We start from the raw sequence: 12,797 nt of genomic DNA on the forward strand, positions 1-12,797 counted from the left end.
GGCGACGAGTCGCTGCTAGCGCAGCGTGACCTTCGAGGCGATGACGCCCTTCGGGGTCGCGATCCGCAGCGTGTAGCCGCCGCGGGTCAGCGTGCGCGTCGCCTTCAGCGCGCCGACGCGGCCCTTCGCGTAGGTGCGGCCGTTCTTGACGAGGCGCGCCTTCGACTTCTTCGTCGCCTTCTTCGCGGCGGTGGCTCTGGCGGCGTTGGTGTAGGTGACCGAGCAGGTCACTCTCACCGAGCTGGAGCCGGTGATCTTGCACGTGACGAGCGCGTCGCGGCCGTTGGCGCCTCTCTCGCCCTTGTCACCCTTGGCGCCCTGGTCGCCCTTGGCGCCGTTCGTGCCGGCCGGGCCGGTCGCGCCGGCGGGACCGGTCGCGCCCGTGGCGCCGTCTCTGCCGTTGGTGCCGTCGGTGCCGTTGCTGCCGGCGGGACCCGCCGGACCGGCCGGACCGGCCTCGCCCTGGTCGCCCTTGGGACCCTGCGGGCCGGGGATGCCGGTGCCGGGCTCGTCGTCGCCCGGACCCTCGGCGGTCAGCAGCGCGGCGACCTCGTCGCCGATCGTTCTGGCGGCGTTCTCGCCCAGCTCGCCGTCATGCGCCGCGAGCGTTCTCGCGATTCTGGCCCAGCGGTGCGCGAGCACGTCGGCGAGCAGCTGCGGACGGAGCGAGTTCGGCACGCCTCTGGCGACCGCGACGAGGTGCGACAGGCCGACGACCGACGGGACGACGGTGAATCTCGCCGTGGCGGTTCTGGCCGCGCCGCTGGCGGAGGAGCTCGTCAGCGTCAGCTCGTGCGCGCCGAGCGCGAGGTCGGCGGCGCGGACGGTCGCGCCGTCGGCGATCGTGGTGCCGTCGAGCTTCGCCTCGACCGTCGTCGCCGCGCCCGTGTCGAGCGAGACCGTGAACGACTCGCCGCGCTTGTACTGCGCGCCGTCGAGCGGCGCGAGGATGCCGCCTCTGACGGTGCCGCCGTTGGCGGACGCCATTCTGTGGCCCTGCTCCCAGCCGTACAGCTCGCCGGGCTTGTTGGTGATGATCGCGTCGATGCCCTCGTCGCGCATGCGCGCCCACTGGGTCGGATCGTCGACCGTGTATGGCATCACGGCGAAGCCGGCGGCGTTGAGCGCCGCGGTCACCTCGGGCTTGCCTCTGATCGCGCCCCAGTCGGGGTTGTAGGCGATCACGTCGAGCGATCTGGCGACCGCGACCGGGTCGGCGTCGAGCGCGCCGCGCAGGATCGCGAGCGGGATGTCGGCGCTCGCCTCACGCGCGTAGCGGACTTCGTTGTCGCCGAAGGACTGGACGATCGTCCGCTCCTCCATGCCGGCGTCGTAGACCTCTCTGACGATCCGGGCGACCTGCTCTCTGTTCTGCGGCGCCTTGATCTCGAGCAGGAAGTTGGCCGGGCTCAGCTTGACCTCGTTCAGGAGCGCTCTGAGCGTCTCCAGTCTCTGGCCGGCGTAGGCCGGCGCGAACCAGCTGCCGGCGTCGAGGCCGTCGAGGTAGGCGGAGGTGAGGTCTCTGATCGAGCCGGTGCCGTTGGTGGTGCGGTTGACGGTGTCGTCGTGCGAGATGTACGGGACGCCGTCGGCGGAGGTGGTGACGTCGGTCTCGACCCAGTCGGCGCCGGCGCGCGCGCCGGCGGCCTCGGCGGCGAGCGTGTTCTCGGGCGCGATCGAGGAGTAGCCGCGGTGGGCGACGACGCGCGGGTAGGTGCTGCCGTCGTTGGGCTGCACGTACGACTGGCGGTCGAGCTTGGTGACCTTGACGTCGTCGAACTGGACTCTGGCGCCGTTGACGACGAAGCCGAGGCCGCCGTTGGCCGAGCGCTGCAGCGACTTCGTCGTCTGCGTCAGCGCGTCGTTGAAGTACCACTCGCCGTTGTTGCCGTGGACGACGATCTTCACTCTCACGTCTCTGCCGGTGCCGGCGGCGGCCGGAGCGGGCGCGGCGTTGGTGACGTTCCAGGCGTTGGCGGCCGTTCTGATCGCGAACTCGGTGCCGTTGGAGGCGGACGTGTTGACGCGCATCGCCGCCTGCTGCCAGGGCGCGGCGCCGTCAGCGGCCATGTCGAGCGCGAGGCCGGTCCAGCGGGCGGTGTCGGTCGAGGTGACGAAGCGGATCGTCGCCTCGAACTGGAAGTCGTGCAGGTGCGGGCCGAAGGTGATGCGGCTCTGCTGGTTGCTGTTGGCCGAGACGCCCGTCAGGCGACCGTCGGCGACCGTCCAGGTGCCTTCGATCGCTCTCCACCCGTTCGGGAGGGCGGTGCCGTCGAAGCTCTCGGTGAGGACGGTCTCGGGCGCGGCGAGCGCCGGCGCGGCGGCGAGGCCGAGCGTGCCGGCAGCGGCGAGCGCGCCGAGCAGGCCGGCGATTCTGCGTGAGGACATGGGACTCCTGAGGGATGGGGACGACGTGCGGCAACCTAAGAACGGCCCCCTGCCAGGTTGTGACCCAGGTGTCACTTTCGTGTGAGCAAACGGAGACCGGGTCTCAAGTCTCAGCGGCCGCCGGATGCACCACTATGCTGCTGCGATGTCAGTTCGTGGTGGGATCGATCTCGGCGGGACGAAGATCCAGACGGTCGTCGTCGACGACGACAACAGAGTGCTCGGCGAGGCGCGTCATCCGACGCCGACCGAGGGCGGCCCGGCGGACGTCGCCGCCGCGATGGCGACGGCGATCGGCGAGGCGGCAGGCGCCGCGGGCGTGGCGACCTCCGAGCTGGCCGGCGTCGGCGTCGGCTCGCCGGGGGCGATCGACGCGGCCGCCGGCACCGTCGGCCAGGCGCGCAACCTGCCCGACTGGGAGGGCGTCTTCCCGCTCGCGGACGCGATCTCCAGAGCGATCGGCGGCGTCACCGTCAAGCTCGGCAACGACGTCTCGGTCGCGACCGACGCCGAGGTCCAGCTCGGCGCCGGCGTCGGCGCGCGCTCGCTGCTCGGCGTCTTCTGGGGCACCGGCGTCGGCGGCGGCGTGATCCTCGACGGCGTGCGCTGGGACGGCGAGGGCGCGGCCGGCGAGATCGGCCACATGGTCGTCAAGCAGGGCGGGCGCAAGTGCCCCTGCGGCCGTCACGGCTGCATGGAGGCGTACGCCGGCCGCGGCGCGATGGAGGCGACCGCCCGCAAGCGCCACGAGGCCGGCGAGAAGACCGACCTCTTCCATCTGATGAAGAAGCACGACAGACCGCGCCTGACGAGCGGGATCTGGTCGCGCGCGCTGGCGGCGGGCGACAGACTCGCGACCGAGATCGTCGACGAGGCGGTCGAGGCGCTCGGCACCGGCGTCGCCTCGGCGGTCAACCTGCTCGACGTCGAGGTCGTACTGATCGGCGGCGGGCTCGGGCTGCGGCTCGGCGAGGAGTACCGCGACCGGATCCTCGCGGCGATGATGCCGCACCTCTTCAACGACGACCGCCCGCCGGCCGTGCGGCTGGCGGCGCTCGGCGACCTCGGCGGCGCCGTCGGCGCCGCGCTGCTGGTCGCCTAGCGTTCCAGCCGGCGCCCGCCCGCGCGGGGCGGCGCCGCCGGTCCGGGAGCTACGGCGCGTTCGGCGCCGGGTCCTCGTTGCCGCGCTCGACCGGCGGCGGCGTGCCGTCGCCCTCGTAGTCGACGTCGGCGTCGAGGTCGGGGACGCCTGCGGTGATCATGTCGGGATCGTCGGGCGGGTTGCTCGACTGCGCCTCGCCGAGCGAGGCCTCGCCGTGGCCGACGCGGTCGGCCCCATCGTGCGATCGGTTCATCAGCCGAGCGTACCCCCGCCGGCTCGGTGCGTCGAATGACGCGTTAACAGAGCCGTAACCGGAGCGGCCGCTCCTCTTGTGCTACCTTGCTCAACCGGATCGACTGCTCCGTTTCTACCAGAAGGACCTCTCCTCCCATGTCCACAGCACCTGCTGCCCAGGCGGGAGCCCGCACCGAGACGAACCGCTGGGTCGTGCTCGTGCTGGTCTGCCTCGCCCAGTTCATGGTCGTGCTCGACGCGACGATCGTGAACGTCGCGCTGCCCTCGATACAGCACGACCTCGACTTCTCCCCCGCCAACCTGGCGTGGATCATCAACTCCTACACGCTGCTGTTCGGCGGCTTCCTGCTGCTCGGCGGTCGTGCCGCCGACCTGTTCGGCCGCAAGCGCGTGTTCCTGGCCGGCGTCATACTCTTCTCCGCCGCTTCAGCGCTGTGCGCGCTGGCGACGTCGCAGGGGATGCTGATCGGCTTCCGCGGCCTCCAGGGCCTCGGCGCGGCGCTCGTCTCGCCGGCCGCCCTCTCGATCATCATGACCACCTTCGCCGACGGCGCGGAGCGCACGAAGGCGCTCGCCGCCTGGGGCGCGATCGCCGCCTCCGGCTCGGCCTTCGGCCTGCTGCTCGGCGGCGTCCTGACCGAGTCGCTGTCGTGGGAGTGGATCTTCCTCGTCAACGTCCCGATCGGCGCGGCCGCCTTCTTCGCCTCGCTGCGGCTGATCCCCGAGTCCAAGGGCGACGGCGCGAGAGGCTTCGACATCGGCGGCGCGATCGCCGTCACCGGCGGCGTCGTCGCGATCGTCTACGCGATCGTCAGAGCGGAAGCCGACGGCTGGGGCTCGAGCACGACGCTCGGCTTCGGCGCCCTCGGCATCGCGCTGCTCGTCGGCTTCGTGCTGATCGAGCGCGTCCACAAGCACCCGCTCGTGCGACTCGGCATCTTCAAGGTCCGCTCGCTGTCGACCGCCAACGGCGTGATGGTGCTGGCGATGGCCGGCATGTTCGCGATGTTCTTCTTCGCGACGATCTACGTCCAGGAGGTGCTCGGCTACTCGCCGATCAAGTCCGGCTTCGCGTTCCTGCCGTTCACCGTCGGCATCATCGGCGGCTCGGTCGCGGCGCAGCAGCTGATCCCGCGGATCGGCGTCAAGGCGCAGATCCTGTCCGGCCTCGTGCTGGCGGGCGTCGGCCTCCTGCTGATGACGCGGATCACGCCCGCGGGCAACTACCTGAGCGAGCTGTTCCCGGCGGTCGTCGTGCTCTCGATCGGCATGGGCATGCTGTTCGTGCCGCTGACGCTGCTGGCGACGACGAACGTGAACGAGCATGACGCCGGCCTCGCCTCCGGCCTCTTCAACACGTCGCAGCAGGTCGGCGGCGCGCTCGGCCTCGCGATCCTGTCGACCTTCGCGACCTCGCGCACCGAGAACCAGATCGGCGACGGCGTGCAGGCCAGCCAGGCGCTCGTGGACGGCTACCACCTCGCGTTCCTGATCGGCGCGGTCTTCATGGCCGTCGGCGCGGTCGCGGTCACGCTGCTGATCCGCAGAGCCGACACGGCGACGATCAACGCCGACGAAGCCGCCGTCGCGATGGCGCACTGATCCGAGCCCGCCGGAGCGCCGACCCCGCTATCGTCAGACAGGACGACAAGATGGCGACCGTCGACACCACACCCAGCGGCGAGACGCAGAAGACTCTGCGTGCCGACGCGCGCCGCAACCGCGAGCGCGTCCTCGCCGCTGCCTCGGCCGCCTTCGCGGCCGAGGGCTTCGACGTCGGCGTGGCGGAGATCGCCCGCCGCGCCGGGGTCGGCACCGGCACCCTCTTCCGCCACTTCCCGACCAAGCTGGAGCTGGAAGTGGCGGTGATCCTGGCGAGAAAGCAGGAGATGCTGGCGTCGGTCAGAGCCGCGCTCGCCGAGTCCGACCCATGGGCCGGCTTCGTGCGGATGATGACCGAGGGGATCGAGATGACCGCCTGCGACCGCTGCATCGGCGAGGTCGCCAGCCCCGAGCTGCTCGCCGACGAGCGCATGCAGGCGCTCCGCACCGAGCTGCTGGGCGGGACCGAGCAGGTGCTTGCGCGCGGCCGCGAGGCGGGCGTGATCCGGGCCGACCTCGTCGCCGAGGACATCTTCGTCCTGTCCAGCGCGATCGGGACGACGATGCAGCGCTACAGCCACACCAACCCAGACCTCTGGCGCCGGTATCTCGGCGTCGTGCTCGACGGGCTGCGCGCCGGCGGCTCGCCGGCGCCGCTGCAGCCGGGCCCGCCCGATCAGGCCGTGCTCGACGGGATGTGCTCGTCGCCGGCCGACCTGCCCGACCTGCCCAGAAGCGCGTAGGCGCTCACCGACGCGGCCCCGAGCGCCGCGATCGTCAGCGCCAGCGGCAGCGCCGTCCCCTCTCCCCCGATCCCGACCAGCGGCGCGAACGCGGCGCCGAAGGCGAACTGCGCCAGCCCCAGCAGCGCGGAGGCGCTGCCGGCCGTGCTCGGCTCGCCCGCGAGCGCCAGCGCGGTCGCGTTCGGCGTCACCAGCCCGACGCTGGAGACGATCGCGAAGAACGACGCCAGCACCGCCAGCAGGCCGGCGTCGGCGACGACCGCCAGCAGCAGCGCGAGCGCGCCGCCGAGCCCGAGCCACAGCCCGCTGACGAGCAGCCGCCGCGGTCCCAGCCGGCCGACCAGCCGCGCGCTGAGCTGCGCCAGCAGCACGATCCCGAGCGCGTTGACGGCGAAGACGACGCTGAAGAGCTGCTCGGAGCGGCCGTAGATCTGCTGGATCACGAATGGCGAGCCGGCGATATAGCAGAACATCATCCCGCTGCAGAGGCCCTGCGCCAGCGCGCAGCCGAGGTAGCCGCGGTCACGCAGCAGCGCGCCGAAGACCGAGGTCGTCGCGCGCAGGCCGCCGCCGTGCCGGCCGGCGGCGGGGAGCGTCTCCGGCACGCAGCGCCAGCCGACCAGCAGCAGCACCAGGCCGATCGCGGTCAGCGCCCAGAAGACGCCGCGCCAATCGGTCACGCCGAGCAGCTGCCCGCCGACGATCGGCGCCGCGATCGGGGCGACGCCGTTGACGAGCATCAGCAGCGCGTAGAAGCGCGCCGCCGCCTCGCCCTCGTGCAGGTCGCGCACGACCGCGCGCGCGATCACGATCCCCGCCGCGCCGGCCGCGCCCTGCACCAGCCGCAGCAGTATGAGCACCCAGATGCTCGGCGCCAGCGCGCACAGCGCACTGGCGAGCGCGTACAGCGCCAGCCCGACCAGCAGCGGCCCGCGGCGTCCGCGCGCGTCGCTCAGCGGCCCGGCCAGCAGCTGCCCGCCGGCGAGGCCGACCATGCAGGCGGTCAGCGTCAGCTGCGCCAGCGAGGTCGAGCTGCCGAGGTCGCGCGCCAGCTGCGGCAGCCCCGGCAGGTACATGTCGAGCGACAACGGCCCGAACGCGGTCAGCGCGCCGAGCGCGACGATCAGCGTCCGCGCCCCGGGCAGGGCGCCCGGAGCGGTGCGGGCCATCCCGGGACCGTACCGGCCAGCCCCGGAGCGGCCATGTGTGCGCTCAATCACATTCGACATCTAAAGGTTCTGAGGCTAACATTTCGTACTCGAAAGATTCTCCGAACGTCAGGCCCCATGACCTCCAGCTCCCCCGACGCCGGCGCTCAGGACGCGCGCGGCGGCATCCCCTCTCACATCTGGCCGATCGCGATCGTCGTGATCCTCGGCATGATCATGTCGGTCCTCGACACGACGATCGTCAACGTCGCGCTGCAGGACCTCTCCGTCGAGCTGAAGGCGCCGCTGGACCAGATCCAGTGGGTCGTCACCGGCTACATGCTCGCGCTCGCCGCCGTGATCCCGATCACCGGCTGGGCCGCGACCCGCTACAGCGCCCGCAAGCTCTACATCACTTCACTGGTCCTCTTCACGCTCGGCTCGCTGTTGTGCGGGCTGGCGTGGTCCTCCGGCTCGCTGATCGCCTTCCGCGTCCTGCAGGGCGTCGGCGGCGGCATGCTCGCGCCGATCGGCCAGATGATCCTCGTCAAGGCCGCCGGCCCCAGAAACCTGCCGCGGATCATGTCCGCGATCGGCGTCCCGATCATCCTCGCGCCCGTCTTCGGCCCGACGCTCGGCGGCCTGCTGATCGAGCACGCCGGCTGGGAGTGGATCTTCTTCATCAACCTGCCGGTCGGCGTCGTCGCGGTCGCCGCGGCGGTCAAGCTGCTGCCGGCCGACAGCGGCAACCCGGCCGCCGGCCGGCTCGACGTGCCCGGCCTGCTGCTCGTCGCGACCGGCCTCGTCGGCGTCACCTACGGCCTCGCCGAGAGCGGCGAGGCGGGCACGCTGATCGCCGCCAGAGTGCTGGTCCCGCTCGCGGTCGGGCTCGTGCTGATCGCGCTGTTCATCCTGCGCGCGCTCAGAATCGAGAGACCGCTGCTCGACGTCCGCCTGTTCGCGAACAAGGCGTTCGCGGCCGCGTCGCTGACGACCTTCTGCCTCGGCGCCGCGCTCTTCGGCGCGATGATCCTGATGCCGCTCTACTTCCAGACGGTGCGCGGCGAGGACGCCGTCCACACCGGCCTGCTGCTGATCCCGCAGGGTGTCGGCGCCGCCTTCGCGATGGCGCTCTCCGGCCGTGCGACCGAGCGCTGGGGCGGCGGCCTGACCGCCCTCCTCGGCGGCGTGATCACGATCGTCGGCACGATCCCGTTCGTGCTGATCGGCGGCGAGACCTCGTTCGTGCTGCTGAGCGCGGCGATGGTCTTCCGCGGCTTCGGCATCGGCATGTCGATGATGCCGTCGATGACCGCCGCCTTCGCGGTCCTGCGGCCCGACCAGGTCAACCACGCGACCCCGCAGCTGAACGTCGTCCAGCGCGTCGGCGGCTCGATCGGCACGGCGATACTGTCGGTCGCGCTGCAGAGCAAGCTGCAGGACGCCGGCCCCGGAGCGACGCCCGACGCGCTCGCCGACGCCTTCGGCTCGACCTACGTGATTGTCCTCGTCGTCACGCTCGTGGCGCTGCTGCCGACGCTGCTGCTGGCCGTCGTCGAGCGCCGCGCCCGTGCCGCGCACGCCGAGCGGCCGGTCCCGCCCGAGGCGAGAATCGAGTTCGAAGCCGAGTCGTTCGCATGAGCGACGCCGCGCAGGCCGCCGCCGAGCGGGAGCAGGAGCGCGAGCAGCTCGCCGACGAGCTGCGCCGCGCCGTCGGCGACCTGATGCGGGCCGAACGGAGACTCCGCAGCCGCGACCCCGGTCGCGGCGACGGCCTCTCCTACGCGCAGGTGCGCGCGCTGCTGATGCTCGACGAGCAGCAGGAGGCGACCGCGGGACAGCTCGCGAAGGCCGCCGACCTGACGCCGGCGAGCGTCACCGCGATGCTCGACGCGCTCGAGCAGCGGGAGATGATCGAGCGCCGCCGCAGCGAAGAGGACCGCCGCGTCGTCGTCGTCTCGCTGACGCCGGCCGGACGCGAGCTGCTGGAGGTCAAGCGGACCCGCTGGCGCGCCTGCTGGAGAGCGACGCTCGCCGACCTCGACGCCCGCGACCTCGCCGCCGCCGCCGACGTGATGCGGCGGATGGCGCGGATGTTCGACGGGCTCGCCTCCGACGCCGCCGCGCCGCCGCAGGCACCCGCGGCTCAGTAGTCCGACAGGTCGTCGGCGCGAGCGAAGATCCGCTCGAGCACCTGCGTGTGGCTGGTCGCGCAGTTGCCGTCGGTCCAGCCGCGGCCCGCGTCCGCGAGCCGCTGACGCGCCGCCGGCGCGTCGAGCAGCTGCCCGATCTGCTCGACCCAGTCGCCGTCGGCGACGTGGCGGCCGCCGTGCTCCTGCCCCAGCTGCGCGTACTCGCCGACCGGCGAGGCGAGCCACGGCACGCCGCAGGCGGCGTACTCCTTCAGCTTGACGTTCGAGCGGGTCCGGTTGAAGGGCACGTCGGCGAGCGGCGCGAGCGCGACGTCGCAGCGCGACAGCAGCGCCGGCAGGTCGTCGTAGGGCTGCCACGGCAGCTGCTCGCAGCGCTCGTCGTCGATCCCGAGGTCGAGCCCGATCGCCAGCAGCCGCAGCTCGGGCCGCTGCTCCAGCAGCTCGCGCAGCGCCGTGGCGGCGCCGACGCGCTCGTAGTCCCACGCGTGCTCCTGCATCGCCGCGTAGCCGATCGTCGTCGTGTCCGCACCCGCCTGCCCGCGGCGCTGGAACTGCGGCGGCAGCAGGTTCGGCAGCACCTCGACCTCGGCCGCCCCCGCGGCGCGGTAGCGCTCCGCCAGCTCGGCGGTCGGCACGGTCACGAGCGTCGCGAGCGCGAGCATCGCCTGCTCGGCCGCGAGCAGCTCGCGCTCGATCCCGGCCTCGGCGACGGCGACGCCGACGGGATGGTCGGCCGGTGCCGAGGAGACGTCGAAGTCGTTGTCCCACACGACCGCGACGCCGTCGTCGCGCAGCTGGCGCGTGAACTGCTCGACGCCCGGCCCCATCAGCCGGAACATGTGGACGACGTCGACGTCGCGCAGCTGGGCGGGATCGCCCAGCTCGTTGCGCTCCTCGACGTGGACCCGATGACCGCTCAGCGCGAGCGCCTGCATCGGGATGAACGAGCGATAGAGCGAGCTGGGCGCCCCCTCGGGCACCAGCGAGACGATCTGCAAAGGCATCGTTCAACCATGCCTGGGCCGCCGCAATTATGCAAACGACGACCACAGGCAGGCAACATCAGGCGGTCGCCGCCATCCGCGCGCTCTTGACCGCGTCACGCAGCACTGCCTCCCACTCCTGCACGTGATGGACGATCGTCTGCCGCTGCGCCCAGCTCTTGGCGTTGGCGCCGAGCCGGCGACGGCGCTCGAGGTCGCCGATGAGCGCCTCCAGCGCCTCATACCAGCCGTCGTCGGCAACCAGCTGTCCACCCTCCTGCGGGCCGAGCTCGGCGTACGGCCCGACCGGCGAGGCGAGCCATGGCACGCCGCAGGCGGAGTACTCCTTCAGCTTGACGCTCGAGCGTCCGCGATTGAAGGCGATGTCTGCCAGCGGCGCGAGGCCGACGTCGAACTTCGCCAGCTCCGGCGCGATTCGCTCGTACGGCGTTATGTCGATGTGTCTGTAGTGCGGATGGTCGAGTTTAAGTTTCAGCCCGATCGAGACCAGACGCACCTGCGGATGTGTCGCGAGCAGTCTGACGAAGACGTCGTGCAGCCCCAGCCGCTCGTAGTCCATGCGGTGCTCCAGCGCCGCCAGCCAGCCGATCGTGACCGTGTCGTGCGCGACCCGGCGCGGCGCGCCGAAGCCGGGACGCAGGTAGTTCTCGATCACGCGCGCCTCGACACCGCTGAGCTCTCGATAGCGCTCGGCGAGCGTCGGCGTCGTCGTCGTGACGACGTCGGCCATCCGCATCATTCTCGCCATCTCCTGTGAGGCTCTGCGACCTCTGAAGCCGCCGGTCTTCTGGTAGGCCGGGTTGTCCTTCGGTATCGCCGTGAGATCGTCGTCGTTGTCCCACACCATCGGCACGTGCGCATGTCTCAGCCGCTGTGCGAGCTGCTGCATCGGCCAGAAGTAGCAGCGCCAGAAGAAGACGATGTCGAACTCGCGGAAGCGATCGGGCCGGTCGACGAGGTTCAGCTCTTCGACATGAACGCTGTGCCCGCGGCGCGCGAGCGCTTCCATCGGGATCAACGATCGGTAAATCGCGTTGACCTGATGGTTGATGATCAACGAGGCGATTCTCATTAAGTCATTCTGCCAACTTTCCGAGCAAAGGGCAAATCAAGCGCTGCTCAGTCGTTCAACGACACCCCGGCGAGGTCTTCCAGCACGCGCACGACGGCGGCGAAGTCCTGCTCGCCGAGGCCGCGGCCGACGCCGGCCGTCAGCAGCTCGCCGGCGGCCGCGGCGGCGGGGAACGGGAGGCCGAGGTCGTGGCCCTCGTCGAGCGCGAGGCCGACGTCCTTGAGCAGGTGCTCGAGCTTGAACAGCGGCGTGAAGTCGTGCGTCAGCATCGGCACCGCCTTGAGATCGACCTGGCGCGAGCCGCCGGCGCTTCTGGGCAGCACCTCGATCATCCGCTCGACCTCGACGCCGGCCCGCTTGGCGATCAGCATCGCCTGCGCCAGCGCCGTCACGTTGGCGGCGGCGAGCGCGTTCGTCAGCACCTTGACCGTCTGGCCGTGGCCGACGGGGCCGACGTGGACGACCGACTCGCCGAGCGCGTCGAGCACGGGGCGGACGCGCGCGAGGTCGTCGCCGTCGGCGCCGACCATGATCGTCAGCGTGCCGTCGGCGGCCTTCGGCGCCGAGCCGGTGACGGGCGCGTCGAGGAAGGCGACGCCGCGCTCGCGCAGCCGCTGCGAGATCGAGCGCGCCTGCGCGGGCGCGATCGTCGACATGTCGATGCAGACGAGGCCGTCGCGCGCGTCCTCGGCGACGCCGTCCTCGCCCAGCAGCACCTGCTCGACCTGGGCGCCGTCGACGACGATCGAGACGATCACGTCGCACGACTCGGCGAGGTGCGCCGGCTTGGCGACGACCGTTCCGCCGTGCTCGGCCGCCCACGCGTCCGCTCTGGCGCGCGTGCGGTTCCAGACCGCCACCTCGTAGCCCGCGCGGCGCAGCACCGCCGCCATCCGCGAGCCCATGATCCCCAACCCGATGAATCCGATCCGCTCCATCCTCCAAGCCTAGGACAGGCCCCAAGGCGAGCGCGGGCCGGTCGCCGCCGCCAGCTCCTGCAGCGCGTCGGCGAGCATCGCCGGCAGCCGCGCGGCGCCGTCGATCGCGACCGCGTCGACGGCCGCGGCGACGTGCAGGTGCCGCCCGTAGCTGAGCGTCGACAGCGTCAGCGCGTGCTCGTCGTGGTGCGGCGCGACCGGGAACAGCGCGCGCACCTGCGCGCCGCCGAGCTGGAGCGGCCGCTGCGGCCCCTCGGCGCTGGGGATCGTCAGGTTCGCCAGCCGCGCGCCGATCGCCAGCCGCGTCGGCAGCTCCTCCGGCGGGCCGGCGAGCAGCGTCGGCGGGCGCGCGGGCGCGGCGGCGGCGGTCGCGGCGGCGGGCGCGGCGCCGG

Annotated in this window: 12 protein-coding genes; 5 read left to right on the plus strand and 7 right to left on the minus strand. The window is 72.0% G+C overall.

The window, feature by feature from the left end; all coding sequences use genetic code 11:
* Window positions 1-15 precede the first annotated feature (15 nt).
* The gene (locus tag Q7L73_RS26170) at window positions 16-2,388 is read right to left on the minus strand and encodes a glycerophosphodiester phosphodiesterase family protein (protein WP_304694985.1); all 2,373 of its coding nucleotides are present in this window, start codon (window positions 2,386-2,388) and stop codon (window positions 16-18) included.
* 145 nt (window positions 2,389-2,533) lie between these two features.
* Here Q7L73_RS26170 and Q7L73_RS26175 point away from each other — a divergent pair, with 145 nt between their 5' ends.
* Entirely contained in the window at window positions 2,534-3,490 is a 957-nt protein-coding gene (locus tag Q7L73_RS26175; RefSeq protein ID WP_304694987.1) for an ROK family protein, read from the plus strand.
* A 49-nt stretch (window positions 3,491-3,539) separates the two neighbouring features.
* Here Q7L73_RS26175 and Q7L73_RS26180 read toward each other — a convergent pair whose 3' ends face one another.
* Window positions 3,540-3,743 (minus strand): hypothetical protein, encoded by a 204-nt coding sequence (locus Q7L73_RS26180; RefSeq protein ID WP_304694989.1) that lies wholly within the window; start codon window positions 3,741-3,743, stop codon window positions 3,540-3,542.
* A gap of 137 nt (window positions 3,744-3,880) precedes the next feature.
* Between Q7L73_RS26180 and Q7L73_RS26185 the strand changes: the two genes are divergently transcribed.
* Window positions 3,881-5,347 carry an MFS transporter gene (locus Q7L73_RS26185; RefSeq protein ID WP_304694991.1) on the plus strand — a complete coding sequence of 489 codons (1,467 nt, stop codon included), beginning with the start codon at window positions 3,881-3,883 and terminating at the stop codon, window positions 5,345-5,347.
* A gap of 50 nt (window positions 5,348-5,397) precedes the next feature.
* On the plus strand, window positions 5,398-6,090 hold the full coding sequence (locus Q7L73_RS26190; protein WP_304694993.1) for a TetR/AcrR family transcriptional regulator: 693 nt from the start codon (window positions 5,398-5,400) through the stop codon (window positions 6,088-6,090).
* On the opposite strand, the gene Q7L73_RS26195 is transcribed toward Q7L73_RS26190, so the two are convergent.
* Window positions 6,024-7,259: a multidrug effflux MFS transporter gene (locus tag Q7L73_RS26195; protein WP_304694995.1), complete on the minus strand. Its 1,236-nt coding sequence runs from the start codon at window positions 7,257-7,259 to the stop codon at window positions 6,024-6,026. The two genes, Q7L73_RS26190 and Q7L73_RS26195, sit on opposite strands and share 67 nt — an antisense overlap.
* Before the next feature lie 117 nt (window positions 7,260-7,376).
* Here Q7L73_RS26195 and Q7L73_RS26200 point away from each other — a divergent pair, with 117 nt between their 5' ends.
* Both Q7L73_RS26200 and Q7L73_RS26205 read left to right on the plus strand, forming a co-directional pair.
* The gene (locus tag Q7L73_RS26200; protein ID WP_304694997.1) at window positions 7,377-8,879 is read left to right on the plus strand and encodes a DHA2 family efflux MFS transporter permease subunit; all 1,503 of its coding nucleotides are present in this window, start codon (window positions 7,377-7,379) and stop codon (window positions 8,877-8,879) included.
* Entirely contained in the window at window positions 8,876-9,391 is a 516-nt protein-coding gene (locus tag Q7L73_RS26205; RefSeq protein WP_304694999.1) for a MarR family transcriptional regulator, read from the plus strand. Before Q7L73_RS26200 ends, Q7L73_RS26205 begins: the two co-directional genes overlap by 4 nt.
* Here Q7L73_RS26205 and Q7L73_RS26210 read toward each other — a convergent pair.
* The 4 genes from Q7L73_RS26210 to Q7L73_RS26225 all read right to left on the minus strand — a co-directional run.
* Window positions 9,385-10,395: a glycosyltransferase gene (locus Q7L73_RS26210; protein ID WP_304695001.1), complete on the minus strand. Its 1,011-nt coding sequence runs from the start codon at window positions 10,393-10,395 to the stop codon at window positions 9,385-9,387. The two genes, Q7L73_RS26205 and Q7L73_RS26210, sit on opposite strands and share 7 nt — an antisense overlap.
* Window positions 10,396-10,453: 58 nt before the next feature.
* Window positions 10,454-11,404, minus strand: coding sequence for a glycosyltransferase (locus tag Q7L73_RS26215; RefSeq protein WP_304695003.1), 951 nt, complete (start codon window positions 11,402-11,404; stop codon window positions 10,454-10,456).
* A 110-nt stretch (window positions 11,405-11,514) separates the two neighbouring features.
* A complete protein-coding gene (locus Q7L73_RS26220; RefSeq protein WP_304695005.1) occupies window positions 11,515-12,405 on the minus strand; it encodes an NAD(P)-dependent oxidoreductase in 891 nt (296 codons plus the stop codon).
* Between the two features lie 9 nt (window positions 12,406-12,414).
* Window positions 12,415-12,797 (minus strand): WS/DGAT domain-containing protein (locus Q7L73_RS26225; protein WP_304715717.1); only part of this gene is annotated, 383 nt, incomplete at its 5' end.

The sequence above is a fragment of the Conexibacter sp. CPCC 205762 genome (assembly GCF_030646155.1).
Taxonomy (GTDB): domain Bacteria; phylum Actinomycetota; class Thermoleophilia; order Solirubrobacterales; family Solirubrobacteraceae; genus Conexibacter.